The sequence below is a fragment of the Acidovorax sp. SUPP3434 genome (genome assembly GCF_030159015.1).
Classification (GTDB): domain Bacteria; phylum Pseudomonadota; class Gammaproteobacteria; order Burkholderiales; family Burkholderiaceae_C; genus Paracidovorax.
Genome location: NZ_BQXL01000002.1, coordinates 1 through 19,186 on the forward strand (window position 1 = coordinate 1; position 19,186 = coordinate 19,186).

At 64.2% G+C, this 19,186-nt stretch carries 15 protein-coding genes; all 15 read left to right on the plus strand.

Annotated elements, in window-relative coordinates:
• Window positions 1-447 precede the first annotated feature (447 nt).
• Window positions 448-846, plus strand: coding sequence for a MerR family transcriptional regulator (locus AVKW3434_RS03890; RefSeq protein WP_284404643.1), 399 nt, complete (start codon window positions 448-450; stop codon window positions 844-846).
• 40 nt (window positions 847-886) lie between these two features.
• Window positions 887-1,348 carry a PaaI family thioesterase gene (locus AVKW3434_RS03895; RefSeq protein WP_284404645.1) on the plus strand — a complete coding sequence of 154 codons (462 nt, stop codon included), beginning with the start codon at window positions 887-889 and terminating at the stop codon, window positions 1,346-1,348.
• 36 nt (window positions 1,349-1,384) lie between these two features.
• A complete protein-coding gene (locus tag AVKW3434_RS03900) occupies window positions 1,385-2,572 on the plus strand; it encodes an isovaleryl-CoA dehydrogenase (RefSeq protein WP_284404648.1) in 1,188 nt (395 codons plus the stop codon).
• A gap of 29 nt (window positions 2,573-2,601) precedes the next feature.
• Complete coding sequence (gene can, locus AVKW3434_RS03905) at window positions 2,602-3,264, plus strand: carbonate dehydratase (RefSeq protein ID WP_284404650.1); 663 nt, start codon at window positions 2,602-2,604, stop codon at window positions 3,262-3,264.
• Between the two features lie 28 nt (window positions 3,265-3,292).
• Window positions 3,293-5,104, plus strand: coding sequence for a bifunctional isocitrate dehydrogenase kinase/phosphatase (gene aceK, locus AVKW3434_RS03910; RefSeq protein ID WP_284404652.1), 1,812 nt, complete (start codon window positions 3,293-3,295; stop codon window positions 5,102-5,104).
• A gap of 79 nt (window positions 5,105-5,183) precedes the next feature.
• Window positions 5,184-6,368: an acetyl-CoA C-acyltransferase gene (locus AVKW3434_RS03915; protein WP_284397705.1), complete on the plus strand. Its 1,185-nt coding sequence runs from the start codon at window positions 5,184-5,186 to the stop codon at window positions 6,366-6,368.
• Window positions 6,369-6,459: 91 nt separating this feature from the next.
• Window positions 6,460-7,131 (plus strand): SDR family oxidoreductase, encoded by a 672-nt coding sequence (locus tag AVKW3434_RS03920; RefSeq protein ID WP_284404655.1) that lies wholly within the window; start codon window positions 6,460-6,462, stop codon window positions 7,129-7,131.
• Window positions 7,128-8,279 carry an acyltransferase family protein gene (locus AVKW3434_RS03925; protein WP_284404656.1) on the plus strand — a complete coding sequence of 384 codons (1,152 nt, stop codon included), beginning with the start codon at window positions 7,128-7,130 and terminating at the stop codon, window positions 8,277-8,279. Before AVKW3434_RS03920 ends, AVKW3434_RS03925 begins: the two co-directional genes overlap by 4 nt.
• Window positions 8,280-8,378: 99 nt before the next feature.
• Window positions 8,379-9,509 (plus strand): acyl-CoA dehydrogenase family protein, encoded by a 1,131-nt coding sequence (locus AVKW3434_RS03930; protein WP_284404658.1) that lies wholly within the window; start codon window positions 8,379-8,381, stop codon window positions 9,507-9,509.
• Between the two features lie 430 nt (window positions 9,510-9,939).
• Window positions 9,940-11,415, plus strand: a complete 1,476-nt coding sequence (locus AVKW3434_RS03935; RefSeq protein WP_284404659.1) for a protein kinase family protein — start codon at window positions 9,940-9,942, stop codon at window positions 11,413-11,415.
• 350 nt (window positions 11,416-11,765) lie between these two features.
• Window positions 11,766-13,220, plus strand: coding sequence for a hypothetical protein (locus AVKW3434_RS03940; protein ID WP_284404661.1), 1,455 nt, complete (start codon window positions 11,766-11,768; stop codon window positions 13,218-13,220).
• A gap of 135 nt (window positions 13,221-13,355) precedes the next feature.
• Window positions 13,356-15,053, plus strand: a complete 1,698-nt coding sequence (locus AVKW3434_RS03945; protein ID WP_284404665.1) for a hypothetical protein — start codon at window positions 13,356-13,358, stop codon at window positions 15,051-15,053.
• 16 nt (window positions 15,054-15,069) lie between these two features.
• The gene (locus AVKW3434_RS03950) at window positions 15,070-15,702 is read left to right on the plus strand and encodes a hypothetical protein (protein ID WP_284404666.1); all 633 of its coding nucleotides are present in this window, start codon (window positions 15,070-15,072) and stop codon (window positions 15,700-15,702) included.
• Window positions 15,703-15,822: 120 nt separating this feature from the next.
• Window positions 15,823-17,364: a hypothetical protein gene (locus AVKW3434_RS03955; protein WP_284404668.1), complete on the plus strand. Its 1,542-nt coding sequence runs from the start codon at window positions 15,823-15,825 to the stop codon at window positions 17,362-17,364.
• A gap of 150 nt (window positions 17,365-17,514) precedes the next feature.
• The gene (locus AVKW3434_RS03960) at window positions 17,515-19,155 is read left to right on the plus strand and encodes a hypothetical protein (protein WP_284404669.1); all 1,641 of its coding nucleotides are present in this window, start codon (window positions 17,515-17,517) and stop codon (window positions 19,153-19,155) included.
• The last annotated feature ends 31 nt before the right edge of the window (window positions 19,156-19,186 follow it).

Below are 19,186 nucleotides of genomic sequence, written 5' to 3' on the forward strand. Positions count from 1 at the left end.
GTGAAACGACTTTGCGCCGATGATAGTGCGGGTTCCCGTGTGAAAGTAGGTCATCGTCAGGCTCTTACAGCCCAAATCGCCCCGACATCCAACGATGTCGGGGCGATTTGCTTTGGAGAATGAAAATCTCTCCTCCAAATCTTCGCTAAACGTAGCCTGCTTGGGTGAATCAGTCTCCAGTCAGGTACGCCCCTTGGCCTCCGGCCCAAGCCTGACAACGCATTGCAGGCTTCAATGCGGCGCTATTCGTCGGCCCCAAGCATTCAACGGACCACGCGACCACGCTGCCATTCCGATCAGCTAGGCCCCGATCCAAGCCAGTTCAATCTGCTCCAAGCCCAGCGATACGCTACGATTGACGTTACGTCAACGTCAGCGAACCCCCTCCCCACCACCGCAGCCGCTGACAGGGATGGATCTCCACTCCACGAGTCTCCCCTACCTCCTATGGCCGCCACCACCTACACCATCAGCGACCTCGCCAAAGAGTTCGACCTCACCACCCGCGCTATGCGCTTCTATGAAGACATGGGCCTTCTCCAACCCCAACGCACCGGACCCGGCGCCCGTACTCGCATCTACACCGCTCGCGATCGCACTCGGTTGCGGCTCACCTTGCGGGCAAAACGCCTGGGACTTTCGCTGACCGAGGCGAAGGAAATCATCGATCTCTACGACAGTCCCAGGGACACGGGCGTGCAGCTCCGTAAATTCCTGGACGTGCTGGCGGGCCACCGCAAGCAACTGGAAGCCCAGATGGCCGATCTTCAGGCGAATCTGGACGAGGTACGGGAGCATGAAAAGGAAGCGCGGGCATTGCTCATCAAGGCAGAAAAGAAGAAATAAGCCATAATTGACGTTTACGTAAACGTAAATCATCCAAACCATGCCGATCACGCTGTCTGACCTTGCCCATCCCGACCATGTGCAACGCGTTTCCCAGAGTTTTGCGCTACAGGGCGCGATGCACACTTTGGGCGCGCATCTGGGGCGCATTGCCCCTGGCGAGGTGGACATCGAACTGGATTGGGCCCCGTCTCTGACGCAGCAGCATGGGTTTTTGCATGCGGGAATGGTGTCCGCCGCGCTGGATTCCGCCTGCGGATACGCGGCCTTCACCTTGATGCCCGACGAAGCCGCGGTGTTGACGATCGAATTCAAGATCAACCTGCTGGCGCCGGCGCGCGGGCCCCGTTTTCGCATGGAAGGCCGTGTCATCAAGCCGGGCCGGACCATCACGGTGTGCGAGGGCCGCGCCTACGGCATTGACGACAACCAGGAAAAACTCATCGCTACCATGGGCTGCACGCTCATGTCCGTCATCGGGCGCGATGGCATTGCCGGCTGAATTTCTTCTTCATTGATTCCCAAAATAGGAGACTCCATGACACTCGCCAGCCTTCCCGGCCTGAATTTCCAACTGGGCGAAGACATCGACGCGTTGCGCGATGCCGTGCGCGATTTCGCGCAAGCCGAGATCGCACCGCGTGCGGCGGAGATCGATCGCACCGACCAATTTCCCATGGACCTCTGGCGCAAGATGGGCGAGTTGGGCGTGCTCGGCATCACCGTGCCGGAGGCGTACGGCGGTGCGCACATGGGGTATCTCGCGCACATGGTGGCGATGGAGGAAATTTCCCGGGCCAGCGCATCGGTGGGCCTGTCCTATGGCGCCCACAGCAACCTGTGCGTGAACCAGATCAACCGCAACGGCTCCGAAGAGCAAAAGCGCAAATACCTGCCCGGCCTGATCAGTGGTGAGCACGTGGGCGCGCTGGCCATGAGCGAGCCGGGTGCCGGCTCCGATGTGATCAGCATGAAGCTCAAAGCCGAAGACAAAGGTGGTTACTACCTGCTCAACGGTACCAAGATGTGGATCACCAACGGCCCGGATGCCGACACGCTCGTGGTCTACGCCAAGACGGAGCCCGAACTGGGCGCGCGCGGCGTCACGGCTTTTCTGATCGAAAAGGGAATGAAGGGCTTCAGCATTGCGCAAAAGCTCGACAAGCTCGGCATGCGGGGAAGCCACACGGGCGAGTTGGTGTTCGAAAACGTCGAAGTGCCAGCGAGCCAGGTCCTGGGCACCGTCAACGGTGGTGCCAAGGTTCTCATGAGCGGGCTTGATTACGAACGCGCGGTGCTGACCGGCGGGCCGCTGGGGATCATGCAGTCGGTCATGGACAACGTGGTTCCCTACATCCACGACCGCAAGCAGTTCGGCCAGAGCATCGGCGAGTTCCAACTGATCCAGGGCAAGGTGGCCGACATGTACACCGTGCTGCAGGCCGGCCGCTCGTTTGCCTACACGGTGGCGAAGAACCTCGACATGCTGGGTACCGACCATGTGCGCCAAGTGCGCAAGGACTGCGCGTCCGTCATTCTGTGGTGCGCCGAAAAAGCCACCTGGATGGCCGGCGAGGGCGTTCAGATTTTCGGCGGAAACGGTTACATCAACGAATACCCCTTGGGCCGCCTCTGGAGAGATGCAAAACTCTACGAGATCGGCGCCGGCACCAGCGAAATTCGCCGTATGCTAATCGGCCGCGAATTGTTCGCGGAAACATGCTGATTTGTTGAACAATCTTCGAAAGAACTGACATGGCCGTTCCCGACATCGAACAACTTTTTGTCCACAACCGTTCGTGGGCAGCGCAGATGGAGCGGGAACGTCCCGGGTTTTTCACTGGCCTCATGGCGCAGCAGAAGCCCAAGTACATGTGGGTCGGCTGTTCCGACAGCCGTGTGCCGGCCAATCAGATCACCGGATTGGAGCCCGGCGAGGTGTTCGTGCACCGCAACGTGGCCAACGTGGTGGTGCCTACCGACCTGAACTGTCTCTCCACCATCCAGTACGCGGTCGACCAGCTGCGCGTCGAACACCTGATGGTGGTCGGCCATTACGGATGCGGCGGCGTACTGGCCGCGCTGCAGGATGTGCGCGTGGGCCTGGCGGACAACTGGATCCGCCACGTGAAGGATGTGCGCGACCGCCACCGCGAGCTCATCGCCGCGACGCCGCAGGCGTGGCGCCACGACGTGCTGTGCGAACTCAACGCCATCGAGCAGGTGATGAACGTCGCGCAGACCACCGTGATGCTCGACGCCTGGGCGAGCGGCCAGAACGTCACTCTGCACGCTTGGTGCTACGGCCTCAAAGACGGGTTGATCAAGAACCTGAACCTAGAGGTCTCCGGCACTGAAGGCGTCGACGCGCTCTACCAGGCAGCCGTTGCCGGCATTGCAGGCACTCGCCGCGAGTAAGCTTGCTCTCCTTCGCAGGACGCGGCCCATGTTTCCCCAGCGACTGGACTCCCCCCACGCCTACGCGATCGCCAAGGCGATGATGGATGGCTTCAACCGCCACTATCAGCTGTTCCGCACGGAGTCCGCGCGCGCCAAGCACCGTTTCGAGACGGCCGACTGGCATGGGCAGCAGCGGGCCCAGCGCGAGCGGATCGAGTTCTACGATCTGCGCGTGAAGGAATGCGTGCGGCGGCTGGACAAGGAGTTCAACGCGGGCGAGCAGCCCATGGACGTGTGGCACCAGGTCAAGCTGCACTACATCGGCCTGCTCGTGGACCACCACCAGCCCGAGCTGGCCGAGACGTTTTTCAACTCGGTCACGACGAAGATCCTGCACCGCACGCATTTCCACAACGACTTCATCTTCGTGCGGCCGGCCGTGAGCACGGAGTACATCGAAAACGAGGAGCCGGCCGCCCGGCCGACGTACCGCGCCTATTACCCGTCGCTGGACACACTGCACGAGACGTTGGTCCGCATCGTGGACAACTTCCAGCTGCAGCGGGAGTTCGAAGACCTGGACCGCGATATCCGCCATGTGCTGGCCGCCCTCCAGCAGCGCCTGGGGCCGCACACCAAGCTGCGCGCCAATTTCCAGGTGCAGGTGCTTTCGGGCCTGTTCTATCGCAACAAGGGCGCCTACCTGGTGGGCAAGGTGGTCAACGGCTTCAACGAACTGGCGTTCGCCCTGCCCATCCTGCACGGCAGCGCGGGCCGCCTGGTGATCGATGCAGCCCTGTTCGGCGAGGACGACCTGCAGATGCTGTTCAGCTTCGCGCGGGCGTATTTCATGGTGGACATGGAAATCCCGAGCGCCTATGTGCAGTTCCTGCGCAGCCTGATGCCGCGCAAGCCCCGGGCCGAGCTGTACAACGCGCTGGGCTTGGCCAAGCAGGGCAAGACGCTGTTCTACCGCGATTTCCTGCACCACCTGCGCTATTCCAGCGACCGCTTTCGCATCGCGCCGGGCATCAAGGGCATGGTGATGCTGGTATTCGACCTGCCGAGCTTTCCGTTCGTGTTCAAGCTCATCAAGGACTACTACCCGCCGCCGAAGGACACGACGCGCGAGCAGATCAAGTCCAAATACCTGCTGGTCAAGCAGCACGACCGCGTGGGCCGCATGGCCGATACGCTGGAGTACAGCGAGGTGGCCTTTCCACGCGAGCGATTCGAAGACGGGCTGATCGCCGAGATCGAGAAATTCGCCCCGAGCCAGCTGGAGATCAGCGACCGCGACGGCGACGGCCAGACCGAAGTCATCATCAAGCACCTGTACATCGAGCGGCGGATGATTCCGCTCAACATCTACCTGCAGGAGGCCTTCGATGCCGGCCTGCACGATGCGCGCGCGCGTCAGCAGATGGAGCGCAGCGTGGTCGAGTACGGCAACGCGATCAAGGACCTGGTGGCCGCCAACATCTTTCCCGGCGACATGCTGTGGAAGAATTTCGGCGTCACGCGCAACGGCAAGGTCGTGTTCTACGACTACGACGAGATCGAATACCTCACCGATTGCCAGTTCCGCCGCGTGCCCGCGGCGCGCAACGAAGAGGACGAGATGAGCGGCGAGGTCTGGTACGCCGTAGGGCCGCGCGACGTGTTCCCGGAAACCTTCGCTCCCTTTCTGCTCGGCAACGACGCGGTGCGCGATGTGTTCATGCGCCACCACGCCGATCTGCTGGACGCGGACTTCTGGCAGTCGCACAAGGAGCGCATCCAGGCGGGCCATGTGTACGACGTCTTTCCCTATGACAGCGAACGGCGGTTCTCGTCCAGGACTGCGCCGCCTTCCTGAGCGCCGCCGCCGCCGCACCCTGGCCGTTTCCCTTCGGCTTTTCCACCCCTTCCCCTCTTTTTGCAGCAGGAGCAACAGCATGAGCAGTGATTCCATCGTCATCGTCGGTGCCGCGCGCACCCCCATGGGCGCCTTCCAGGGCGATTTCTCCAGCCTGGCGGCGCACGACCTGGGCGGCGTGGCCATCCGCGCCGCCGTCGAGCGTGCGGGCATCGCCCCGGAGTCGGTCGAGGAGGTGCTGTTCGGCAATTGCCTGATGGCCGGCCAGGGCCAGGCGCCCGCGCGCCAGGCAGGCTTCAAGGGCGGGCTGCCGCAGAGCGCCGGCGCCGTGACGCTGAGCAAGATGTGCGGCTCGGGCATGAAGGCCGCGATGTTCGCGCACGACCTGCTGCTGGCCGGCACGCACGATGTGATCGTCGCCGGCGGCATGGAGAGCATGACCAACGCGCCCTACCTGCTGCAAAAGGGCCGCGGCGGCTACCGCCTGGGCCATGACCGCATCTTCGACCACATGATGCTCGACGGCCTGGAGGACGCCTACGAGCCCGGCCGCTCCATGGGCACCTTCGGCGAGGATTGCGCCGCCAAGTACCAGTTCACGCGCGAGCAGCAGGATGCCTTCGCCGTGGCCAGCGTGCAGCGCGCCAAGGCGGCCAGCGATTCCGGTGCGTTCGCCGATGAGATCGCGCCGGTCACGGTCAAGACCCGTGCGGGCGAGACCGTGGTGTCGGTGGACGAAGGCCCGGGCAAGGTCAAGCTGGACAAGATTCCCCAGCTCAAGCCCGCGTTCAAGAAGGACGGCACCATCACCGCCGCCTCCAGCTCCAGCATCAACGACGGCGCGGCCGCGCTGGTAATGATGCGCGAGTCCACTGCCCTCAAGCTCGGCCGCCAGCCCATCGCCCGCATCGTGGCCCATGCCATGCACGCGCAGGCCCCGGAATGGTTCACCACCGCCCCGGTCGGCGCCACCCAGAAAGCCCTGAACAAGGCCGGCTGGAGCGTGCTGGACGTGGACCTGTGGGAAGTCAATGAGGCCTTTGCCGTCGTGCCCATGGCGCTCATGAAAGAGCTGAACGTGTCGCACGACATCGTCAACGTGAACGGCGGCGCCTGCGCCCTGGGCCACCCCATCGGTGCCAGCGGCGCCCGCATCATGGTCACGCTGATCCATGCGCTGAAGGCGCGCGGCAAGAAGCGCGGCCTGGCCACGCTGTGCATCGGCGGGGGCGAAGGCACGGCCGTCGCGCTGGAGCTGATCTGATCGAGGCCCGTGGTGTATTGCTATTAAATGTATAGCATCACGCCCTAGAATTGATTGCGGTGGAAGCCGATTGGATACAAGGATTCAGGCAGTGACCCAGACCGTTCTCGTCATCGGCGCATCGCGCGGCATCGGGCTCGAATTCGTGCGGCAATACCGCGAGGCCGGCTGGCGCGTGATCGCCACCGTGCGCGACGACGCCGGCCGCGAGCGCGTGCAGTCCCTGGGGGCCGAGCCGATGCGCGTGGATGTGGCCGACCCGGCCAGCGTCAGCGGCCTGGCCTGGCTTTTGGACGGCGAAAAGCTCGACGTGGCGCTTTACGTGGCGGGCGTGATCCGACGGCCCTCGGCGCTCACCCCACCCACGCGCGAGGATTTCGATGCGGTCATGCGCACCAACGTGCTCGGCGCCATGCAGGCACTGCCGCAGGTCGCGCCCCATGTGGCAATGGCGGGCGGCACCCTGGCATTCCTGTCGTCCACCATGTCGCTGATCGGCAGCGTGCCGGGCAGCGATTCGTGGCTGTACCGCACGAGCAAGGCCGCGCTCAACATGGCGGTGGCCGCGGCGCAGCACGACTATCCGGGGGCCACGCTCATCACGCTCGACCCGGGCTGGGTGCAGACCGACATGGGCGGCGAGGGCGCGGCGCTCACGCCCGAGGCGAGCGTGCGCGGCATGCGCGCGGTGCTGGCGGGCGTCACCCCGGCCGACCGGGGCCGGCTGTTGCACCACGACGGCCGCCGGGCCGCGCACTGGTGAGCGCCGCAGCGCTGGACGCCCCGCGCGGGGCGGCGGTGATCGCGCCGACCGCGCATGGCGCGAACCATTTCAACCTGCTGCGCCTGGCGGCGGCGATCGCCGTGCTGCTGTCGCATGGCGAGTTCCTCTACCGCCTGAGCATGCCCGTGCCCTTCGCCGGACACAGCCTGGGCTCGCTGGCGGTGTACTGCTTTTTCTTCATCAGCGGCTACCTCGTGTGCCAGAGCTGGGAGCGCGAGCCGGACATCGGCGTGTTCTGGGCCAAGCGCGTGGCGCGGATCTTTCCCGGGCTGGTGGTGGCGACCGCGTTCGCTGTGTTCGTGCTGGGCTGGGCCATGACGCAGCTGCCCACGGCGCAGTACTGGTCCGATGCCCGCACGTGGGTCCATTTCCTCAACAACGCCGTGGGGCTGGCCGTCATGCAGGTGCTGCCGGGCGTGTTCGAGAACAACCCGTTCGCCCGGTCGGTGAACGGCTCGCTGTGGACGATCCGCTACGAGCTGCTGATGTACCTGCTGCTGTCGATGGTGGGCGTGGCGGGGTGGACGCGGCGGCGCTGGGTGTATCCCGTGGCTGCGCTGCTCATGGCGGTGTCCTGGCAGTGGGCGCGGGTGGCCGGCTGGGACGCCTGGGTCGATGCCGGGCCGCGGTGGCTCACGGCGCTCTTCCACCTGTTCCACTGGGCCGAGGTGTCCGGGTTCGGCGTGGCGTTCCTGCTCGGCTGCACCTTCGCGGCCTACCGCGTGCGCAGCGGCCCGTGGCTGCTGGTGGTGGCCGCGCTGGGCGGCGCCCTGGCGTGGTTTACGCCGCAGGCGTGGAGCGTGCAGATCGGCGTGTGGGCCCTGGTGGCGGCCGGCATCTTCTGGGCCGCGCACGTGGGCGGCGGCCGCTCGGGCGGCTGGCTGCGCGAGGACCTGTCCTATGGCGTCTACATCTACGCCTTTCCGATCCAGCAAGCCGTGACGGAAATCAGCCTCAGGCGCGGCTGGAGCCTGGCGGTGTGCATCACGGTGTCGCTCGCGCTGACGCTGGCCATGGCGGCGTTCTCGTGGTTCTGCATCGAAAAGCCCGGAGTGCGCTATGGGCGGCGCGTGGTGGAGCAGTGGTCGCGCCGCCGCAGCCTGCGCATGCACGGCACGCCGGTGTAGCCGGCGCTGGCCGGCACCGCGAGTTGATGCGCCGGGTGCGGCAAATGAATTTTCAGGCCCTCTTCAGAGCCATTCCTTTCGACGACGGAGACAAAAAGCATGCTGTTGAACCAAGACCAGGAAATGATCCGCGACGCGGTGCGCGATTTCGCCCAGCGCGAGCTGTGGCCGCACGCCGCCCGATGGGACCGCGAACACCACTTCCCCCGCGAGGCCCACCAGGGCCTGGCCGCATTGGGCGCCTACGGCATCTGCGTGCCCGAGGAAGACGGCGGCGCGGGGCTCGACTACCTGACGCTCGCGCTGGTGCTGGAGGAGATCGCGGCCGGCGACGGCGGCACCAGCACGGCCATCAGCGTGACCAACTGCCCGGTGAACGCCATCCTCATGCGCTACGGCAACGCCGCGCAGAAGAAGGCCTGGCTCGCGCCGCTGGCGCAGGGCCGGATGCTGGGCGCGTTCTGCCTGACCGAGCCGCACGTGGGCTCGGACGCATCGGCCCTGCGCACGACGGCGGTGAAGGACGGCGACGGCTACGTCATCAACGGCGTCAAGCAGTTCATCACCAGCGGCAAGAACGGTCACGTGGCCATCGTCATCGCGGTCACCGACAAGGGCGCGGGCAAGAAGGGCATGAGCGCCTTCCTGGTGCCCACCGACTCGCCGGGCTACACCGTCGCGCGGCTGGAGGACAAGCTCGGCCAGCACAGCAGCGACACGGCGCAGATCCAGTTCGACCAGTGCCGCGTGCCGGCCGAAAACCTCATCGGTGCGGAGGGCGAGGGCTACAAGATCGCGCTCGGCGCGCTGGAGGGCGGGCGCATCGGCATCGCCGCGCAGAGCGTGGGCATGGCACGCAGCGCCTTCGAGGCCGCACTGGCGTATTCGAAGGAGCGCGAGAGCTTCGGCACGCCCATCTTCAACCACCAGGCGGTGGGCTTTCGGCTGGCCGATTGCGCCACGCAGATCGAGGCGGCGCGCCAGCTCATCTGGCACGCGGCGGCGCTGCGCGATGCCGGCCGGCCGTGCCTGAAAGAGGCCGCCATGGCCAAGCTCTTCGCCAGCGAGATGGCCGAGCAGGTGTGCAGCGCGGCGATCCAGACGCTGGGCGGCTACGGCGTGGTGAACGACTTCCCCGTGGAGCGCATCTACCGTGACGTGCGCGTGTGCCAGATCTACGAAGGCACGAGCGACGTGCAGAAGATCATCATCCAGCGCGCGCTGGCCTGAGTTTGATGGCGCGTTGGTGGTGCGTTGGTGCGGCCATCCTCGCATGGGCTGACCGCGCCATCAGGCGCGGCGGTTGATGGATTTCCGGTGCTGTGAGGGGGCGAGTGGTCCGGGCGTGCTATTCCTTCAAAGTCTAGAAAGGCGGCCGGCATTTTTCGCTGGGTTACCCAGTGCTTCGCCATGATGGGTTGGCGCGCGCGCAGATATCGGATGCTCTGAGAAGCCGGCAGGTCTTGGCGGCAGAAAGAGAGCCATGTTGCCGGAGAACTCATTTCGGATAGATCGAAACCCCGGCCTGGGATCGCAGCGCATTCACACCGACGTGGAGCCATCCCGGTCAGCATCGCCCTCTCCGTCAGTGCTTAATGCACCAGCCGGACTGCGCAGCGCTGCCAGGCGCCCACCGGGCACCCAAGAGCATGGCTCTCCCGTGCGCAGCCCGTTGCCACAGTCGCTGTTAGGCAAGGCGCAGGCAAGCACCAAGGCGTCTGTCGCAGCATCGGCGTTGCCTCTGCCTGCGGTGGTACGCCATACGCCCTTCGTCCCGCCACACGCCGGCATCCGTGGCGCGTCCGATCCCCTGCAGCGCGCGGCAAGCGCCCAGCGATCCGCGCGTGTGCCCCGAACGACACTGGGGCAATTGTTGGCTCAGGAGCGCCGGGAGGAGGCCGAGCAGGCGCGATTGGCGCTGTTCAATGCAGGTGGAGCACTGAAGCGGTTGAAGGACCGCGCGGCCAGAATGCATCCGTCCACGATGGACCAGCGATGGCACGCCATCTTGAATGGAAAGCCCAAACCCATGGAGGGGAAACGCAAAGAGGCGTTCGAAGATCTGATCTGGGCGGACGTCGTGGCGCTTGGCGAGGCTGGCGATATCGAAAACTCACGCGCGATCGACGAGATGATCAACGCGTTGAAAAATGGCACCGCTGGCCCTTCCATCCTGGAGCGAGACCGGCAGATGCTGTTGGAAGTGCTTGAAGGATGGGCCGTCAACTGCCGATACGATGAACTGAACCTGAAAATCACTCCCTATACGCGGCTGACCTTTACCGACGACCAGGTTCTTGAAAAGCCCGAGAAGCTGGGGTCGGGAACGTTCAACACGGTGTTTTCGGTCAAGCTGACGGGCCCGGATGGCGTTCCGATCGACGCCATTTTCAAGCCGCTCAGCACGGTGGAGCGTGGATGGGTGGCCATGGAAACCGGTATTCCCCCTGACGATCCACAGATCGCAATGCGCAACGTGGCCACGGTGGCCTATGTGAGAAAGCTCGGCATGCGCGTGGTGGCCGATACACGCGTCGCGTTGATCGATACCGGACAAGGCCGTCAACTGGGTATGGTGATGGAGCGGGCCCGCGGCAAGTCGGCCGCCGACACTGATCCAAAACTTTTCAGGCAAGCGAACGTATGCGCGGAAGTGACCAAGCTGCAGTTACTGGATCACCTCACAGGGCAAGGCGATCGCCATGCCGGCAACTATTTCATCAACATCGAACCGGACGGGCGTGCCAAGGTGATGGGGATCGATAACGATCAATGCTTCGGACACAAGATGACGGACCCGGCCGGAATCGAAAGAATCCGGAATGACCCCTCGCGTAAAGGGTTCCGCGGGACGGGGCTGCCTCCGGTGGTGGATACCGAAATGGAGCGATCGATTGGCACGTTCACTGAAACCGACATCCGTTCGATGCTGGGAGACAAGTTGAGTGCGGCCGAGATCGACGCGGCGGTCCAGCGGCACGAAGGCGTCAAGCAGCATATTGCGCAACTGCGTTCCACCAACCGTGTGATCGATCCGGCCGAGCGGGGCGATGCGGGCGTGCAGCAACTCCTGACCAGCCAAAACAGCTACGTGGGGCGCGAGCGTGACCATGCGCTGTCGATCACCACCTGGTGAGGCATTGATCGCCAATGCATGGCGATCGAATTGCCAGTGGCTCATTGCCAATCGCTCTTCATTTTTTCGCCTTTCGGCCGTGGGCTTCGCAGTGGCGTGCAGGCCAGCGTTGTTGTCCGGCATAGTCGCGCGTGCCGAACCATTCTGGCGGCAGAAAGAAAGCCATGTTGTCGGATATCGCTTCCCGGCTTGCCCGAGGCCTTATACACAATAAGCCTCGCATCTCCGCCGAGGTACCGAAGCCTCCTGAGATGCCTTCGCCCCTCGCTTCGGAAAGTCCTGCGGGACTCCGGCATGCGCCCAAACGGCCTCAAGGATCGTTGGAGCAACTCTCACCCCTTCGCAGCCCGTTGCCCTCCCTGAACAGGCAGCCCAGCATTCGACTGCAAAGTGAGATTCAAGAGTTGTATTCTGGCGCCAATCCATCGCAAGGGCCGGATGCGGCTCCGCCATCGCAGAAGGTTGGCCGTCCGAGACTGGGCGAACTTTTGAAGCAGGAGCTTCGGCAGGAAAAAATCGAGCAAGCCGAAAAGGCCGAGCAAGACCGTCAGCAACGGCGTGCCGCGCTGGAGCAACTGGTGCATTCGGCGCTGCCCGACGGGGGACAGGCCATGAAACGGCTCAAGGAGCGCGCAGTCAGAAAGCACCCGAAGACGGCGGCTCAGATATGGCATTCGGTCCAGACCGGAATGCCCAAAACCATGAAGGACCAGCGCAGGTCGGCTTTCGAAACGTTGGTGCGCGCTGATCTGCAGGCGCTGGCATCCACTGGCCAGATCGCACCCAGGGCTGCGGTCGACCAATTGACCGAGGCGCTCGGCGAAGGCATCTTCGGCCAAGGCATCCTCAAAAGGGATCGAGCGCTTTTGCTGGAAATATTGGGTGACCTGTCCTTGGAAGGTCTCTACCGGCGGTGGAATTTGGCAATGACAGATGACACCAAGCCCGCTTTTACCGACGCAGACCTTCTGCAAGTGCCTAAACCGTTCGGCGCTGGAAAATCCAGCCACGTCTATGAGGTCAAGCTCAAGGAGACCGACGGCGCGGTGCTGAATGCCCTCTTCAAGCCGATTCCGAAGGCGGATTGGTCTTATGCCGGTTGGGCGACCGGCATTCCGAGATATGACCCGCAGACCGTGATGCGCAATCTCGCCACCGTCGATTACGCCAGGAAGCTCGGGTTTCATGTGATCCCGGATACCCGCGTGGCACTGATCGACGTCGATAAAAAACCGTTTGATCCCTCCGTGGGCCTGCTCATGGAGCTGGCCCCTGGCGAACCGGCCGAGCGCACGCCTGCGAGCGTTTTGGCCCGGGCAGATGTTCGCGCGGAAGTGACCAAGCTCCAGCTGCTCGACCACCTGACGGGGGAGGGGGACCGCCATGGTTTCAATTACTTCATCCATATCGACGCGGACGATCGGCCCACGGTCATGGGCATCGACAACGACCAGTGCTTTGGCGAGAAGTTGACCGATCCCGCCGGTGCCCGATACGCCGATGACTCGCAGCACAGGCTCTTGGAGGGAGTCGGGCTGCCTCCCGTGGTGGATACCGACATGGAGCGCGCTATTGATGCGATGACGGAGGACGACATCCATTCCATGCTCGGCAACAAATTGAACGCCGCGGAAATTGCCGCCGCGCTTCAGCGGTACCGAGGCTTGAAAGCGCACATCGTTCAGTTGCGGGAGCAGAACTTGGTCATCGATCCGAAAGATTGGGAGACGCCGCAGGTGCAGGCGCTCATGACTCCGCAGAACAGCTACCTGGCACGCGATCTTCAACGAGTGGCAGGCGCTTGAGCCACGGGGCTCTGCGGCGGAAAGTCATGACATTTCGCGTGCCGACCCCGTGCTTCGCTGCAATGGGTTCGTCCGGTGTCCTTGGCCGACACACTCATTTGCACCGTTCCCTTTGACGGCAGAGAGAGAGTCGTTTTGCTGGATCACCTGTTTCGGACCGCTCGCAGTTCCGTGCCCAATGCGCCGCGCGTCGAGTCTGGCGGCGTGCCTCCCGCGCGTACACCGCAGACTCCGGTGGCGCTGAAGGGGCCTGAAGGTCTCATGGGCGCGCCAAAGCGATTGCAGGGCGCTGCTGGTGAGCAGTCTTCCCCCGTGCGCAGTCCGTTGCCACCGTCCGCACTGAACCGCCAACCGGTCATCGACCGCTCGCAGACAGAGATCCAGCCCCATGTCTCCGACGGCCATACCTCGCCGACGCACGAGACCTCGCCTTCTCAGCCGGTACGACGCCAGACGCTGCGCCAACTGCTGGACGAGGCCCTGCGAGAAGAAAAGGCCGAGAAGGCGGAGCAGGCCCGGCAAGCCAAACAGGCTCGCCGCGCTGCGCTGGCGCAATGGGTGCACTCGGCATTGCCGGATGGCGGTCAGGCCATGAAACGATTGAAGGCGCGCGCGGCCAGGGAGCACCCGGCCACTTTGGCCGACAGGTTGCTTTTGATCCGCCATGGAACCCCCAAACCGATGGAAGGCCCCCGGAAAACGGCGTTCGAGGCGCTGGTGCGTGACGACCTGTGGGCGATGGCCATGGCTGGTGGGGTCGATCCTTTGGTGGCGGTCGACAAGATGGCCGAGGCTTTGGATGAGGGGATACTCGGCCAAGGTATTTTGAAGAGCGATCTTGAATTGCTGACGCAAGTGCTGGACGACTTGGCCATCGACCGGTTGTACACGCGGCTGAACCTGAAAATGACGGACGACACCATGCCCGCGTTCACCAACGCGCAGGTGCTGGAGGCGCCTGTGGAGTTGGAGGCGGGGAAAATCAACAAGGTTTACGCAGTCAAGCTTGAGAACACCGATGGCTCTGAACTGGATGCCGTTTTCAAGCCGCTGAACCCCGAAGTGCCCAGCGTGGAGGAGTGGAGTGCGGCTGCCAGACTGGCGGGCATATCGAGAGAAGATCCGCAGACGGCGATGCGCAACCTCGCAACCGTCGCCTACGCGAAGATGATCGGTTTTCACGTGGTCACCGACACGCGCGTGGCGTTGATCGCCATCGGAGATGACCCGTTCAACCCTGCCTTGGGGCTGATCATGGAACGCGCCCTTGGTCAGCCGGCTGAAGAGGTCGATGCTGAAGTGTTCAAGGAGGGCTCCGTGTGCGCTGAAGTGACGAAGCTCCAGTTGCTTGACCATCTGACCGGGGAGGCGGATCGCTACGACGAAAACTATTTTGTCGAGCTCGGCTCTGATGGCCGGGCCAGGGTCATGGGCATCGATAACGACACCAGCTTCGGCGCAGCACTGACTGATCCAGCCGGCGCCAAAGCGCCGCCGACCAACCCGAAAGGCGTCGTGATCGATCCGTCGCGCCTGGGGCTCCGCGGTACGGCGCTTCCCCCTGTGGTGGACACGGACAGGGAAAGCGCAGTCCTTGCCCTCACGGAAGAAGGCATTGTCTCGATCCTGGAAGACAAGCTGAACGATGCCGAGGTCGATGCCGCCATCCAGCGGTACCGAGGCGTCAGGCAGCACATTGCCGAGTTGCGCGAAGCGGGGCTCGTCATCGCGCCGAACGAATGGAGCCGTTCCGACATCCAGGAACTCCTCACCCCGGAAAACAGCTACCTGGGCCGCGATCGCGAACTTGCCTGGGTTGCCAGCCAACCATAGACATTGAACGACCCACATGAATCTCTCTGCCAACGAAGCCGAACGCGATACCGGCGCGTCCTCAGCCCTGACCCTCTTCGCTGATGAAGGACTGCCGTTTCCTCCCGTACCGACAGCGCTGGCGAGCGCATTGCAGGTCCAGGGGAGGGCATGGTTCGCCACGCGTCCCGTGGCCTCGTCTCCTTACGATTTCCATCACTTCCTGGATGAAGTCGAAACGCAACCCGACGTGGCGGATTACGCCGTGGTGGGTTTCGACGGGCATGGCACCAACAGCTGGGCGGTGCATTTCTACCTGGTCGGCCAGGGGTTGGCGCTTTTCATCAAGCTTCCCTGGGGTGGAGCCTACCTGGAGCCCGAGCCCGCCCGCGCGCATATCACTGAAATGTTCGACTGGGCCGCTGCCTTGCTATCGCACCTGCAACGTGCCGAATCGGCCGGCAAGATACCGTCGGGCATGCGGCTGCACGTGGCGGCGAGTCGTTTTGATCACGCGGGTTGGCGCTGGGTGGCCGCAGGGCAGAACGCGGCCGAGACGCCGTGGAACCCGGCCGGCGGCATGAGAGCGGCCGTGCTTCAGGAGCTTGAGGCGGTGATCGCTGGCCGGGCATTGGCTGGTGGGTCGAATCCGCAGGGGCCGATGACTTAGTCGCTGTGCGCCGCCTTCCTTCGGCTGCCGGGCTGCCGTTTCGCCACAGGCTGGATCGCGAGTGCCGTTGGCCGACACACTGCCCGATGCCGTGCGTTTTGAACGGCGGAGGGATTTGCCTTGCCAGACAGTCCGTTTCGGGTCACCCGAAGCCAAAACCCCGGCCCGTCGCGCATCGAGCCCGGCACCTTGCCAGCCAGGCCGGTTGCCTCTTCGTCCCGCGCACTGGAGGGGCCCTTGGGACCGGGCCTGGCACCTCGGCGGCATCAGGCCGCGGCAGGGCCGCTTTCGCCTGTGCGCAATTCGGCACCCCGGCCACTGACGGGCCCTTCGCCAGCAAGCACCAGACGATCGCCACCCGGCCTGCACACGCCAGACAGAGCCGGCCGAATGCGGTTGCTCGAATCGGCCCTGCCAAGCGGTGGTGGAACCCTGAAGCTTTTGAAGGAACGCGCGGCCAGGCAGCACCCGGCCACGCTGGCCGAGCGATTGAATGCACAACTCAAAGGCGCACCCGAAGCCTTGGATGTGCACAGCGATGCGGCATTCGCTGCATTGGTGCGCGCGGACGTGATGGCGATTGCCAAGGCCGGCGCGATGGAGCCCTCGTTGGCCGCCGACGCGCTGGGCGCCGCCATAGAGGAGGGCATGCTGGGCCAAGGCATCCTGCCTACGGACCGGCTGGCGCTGCTGGCCGCGCTGGACCAGTTGTCCATCCACCGCCTCTACCAAAAAATCAACCTGAAGGTCACGCCCGAGACGTCGCCCGCCTTCACCAACGTCCAGGTCCTGGAGCCACCCAAGGCTTTCAGATCAGGGAGCTTTCACACCGTTTTCGGGGTCCGTCTCGCGAAGCTGGACGGTTCGGTGTTCGATGGCATTTTCAAGCCCCTCAAGGCCACGGAGAAGAACAATCCGACGACCGCAGGCACCGGCATTCCAGAGAGCGATCCGCAGACCGCGATGCGCAACATCGCGACGCTCGCCTATGCCAGAAAACTCGGCCTGGACGTGATCGTGGACACGCAACTGGCGCTGATCGATACCCGGCAAGCCCCTTCGGTATCCAACCTCCAGTTGGGGTTGGTCATGGAGCGTGCCCCCGGCAAGCCCGCTTTGCACACCGACGTGCAGACGCTGGACCGCGCGGACGTGTGTGCGGAGGTGACCAAGCTCCAACTGCTCGATCACCTCACGGGGCAGACCGACCGTTACCATGAAAACTACTTCATCGATATCGGGCCGGACGGGCGGGCCAAGGTCACAGGGATCGACAACGACCAGTGCTTTGGCCAAAAGCTCACCGATCCCGCTGATATCCGGCCCGGGGCGGATGGCACCGCCCAAGCCCGGTTCCGGGGTGTGGGGCTGCCTCCAGTCGTGGATACCGACATGGAGCGTTCGATCCAGGCGCTCACGGAGGGCGATATCCGTTCGATGCTCGAAGACAAGTTGAACGAGGCTGAAATCAGCGCGGCGATACAGCGCCACCAGGGCGTCAAGGCGCACATTGCCCAACTGCGCGAGATTGGCCGGGTGATCGACCCCGGACATTGGGGGGAGCCCGGCGTGAAGGCGCTGCTGACCGAGCACAACAGCTACATCGGGCGCGAGCGCCAGTGGGTGCCGTTCTATGCCGCGGGCCTGCAAAGCAGCTGGTGAGAGGTGTCGTGCAGGACGTGGGCTGGCGCCGGCGTAGCGGCCCGCTTCGCCCCCAGTGCTGGGGCTTCGCAACCCGGTGGCCTTCAGCGCCGGCTCACCCGCACACTTCCGGGTGCCATCCTGTGATTTGGGGTGGCAGAGAGAGTCGCCTTGCCAGAAAGCCCGTTCCGTATCACCCGGGGTTCCAGCCCCGGCGCGCCGCGCGTCGACCTCGACGCCGTGCCTTCCACACCCGCTTCGCCTTCCCGCGGTGCGCTGCAGGGGCCTGTCGGGTTGGTGAGCGGCGCGCCTGCGCGGCCTTCGGGGCTGGCCGGGCAGCTTTCGCCCTTGCGCACTGCGTTACCCAAGGCCCCGGCTGAAAAACCGCCTTCAGCCGCTGCCTCGCCCGGCGCGGCGTCGCCTTCCGTGTCGCCTTTTGTCACGGCACCGTCCTCGCCCGCCCTCCATTCGAGGCATTCCAGCAGCGAGATCCAGCCAGAGCCAGCCACCGGCCCCGTGCCCCGTTCCACATTGGGTGCGCTGTTCGAGCAGGCGCGCCTGCAAGAGAAAGCCGAACGCAACCAACTCTTGCATTCGGCCTTGCCCCATGGCGGCGGAGCGATGAAGCGGCTGAAGGAGCGAGCGGGCCGAAAAAACCCGACCACGATGGCCGAAAAATGGCGCGCGCGCCTGAACGGATCGCCAAAACCCATGGAGGGCCAGCGCAAAGCGGCGTTCGTGGCCCTGGTGCGTGCCGATGCGATGGCGGTGGCCAGGGTCGGTCAGCTCGATGCCCGTGTGGCGGTGGACAGGATGCGCATGGCGGTCGAGGATGGCACCTTGGGCCAGAACGCGTTGAAGGAAGACCGTGAATTGCTGCTGGAAGTCCTGGGCCAATTGGCAGACCCGGCCGATCATCTCTACCGGCAGCTGAATCTGAAGATCACGCCCGACACCCTGCTGGCCTACACGGACGCTCATGTGCTGGAAAAGCCCAAGCCTCTCACGTCGGGTACCTTCGCTTCCGTCTTTGCGCTCAAGGTCGAGAACGCCGATGGCGTTGCGCAAGACAGTGTTTTCAAGCCGCTGAAGGCCGCGGAAAAAGGCTGGGTGGGCAGTGCTTCCGGCATTCCCATGGACGATCCGCAAACGGCGATCCGCAACATCGCGACCCTGTCCTGCGCGAAGAAGCTGGGCATCGATGTGATCGCGGACACGCAGTTGGCAATGATCGACACCGGGCGAGGGCCGCTGGACCCGGATCTCGGTCTGCTCATGGAGCGTGCGCCCGGCAAGCAGGCGCGCGAAGTGGATGCAGAGTGGTTGAAAAATCCGGCTGTCTTCGCGGAAATCACCAAGCTGCAATGGCTGGACCACCTGACAGGCCAGGTCGATCGCCACCACAACAATTACTTCATCGATGTTCGCCCGGACGGGGCGGTCAAGGTCACCGGCATCGACAACGATCAGTGCTTTGGCAAGGACTTGCTCAGGCCGGCCGATATTCAGCCGCACGTGGGCGTGCCGTTCTATGGCACCGCGCTACCCCCGGCGATCGACACTGCCACGGCGAGCATGATCGATGACCTGAACGACGATGACCTGCACGAACTGCTGGACAACAGACTCAGCGACGAGGAGGTCGAAGCCGCAGTCTCCCGCCTGCAGGGCCTGAGGCTTCACGTCGATCAGCTCAGGGTTCAGGGCCTGGTCATCGAGCCCGAACAATGGGCTGATCCAGCGGTGCAGGGGCTCTTCAACGCGCAAAACAGCTACATCGGCCGCGAGCGCAGCAACAGGCAGGACTTCTAGTACCTCCAGGCTCGGCGAGCAGGCGCACTCC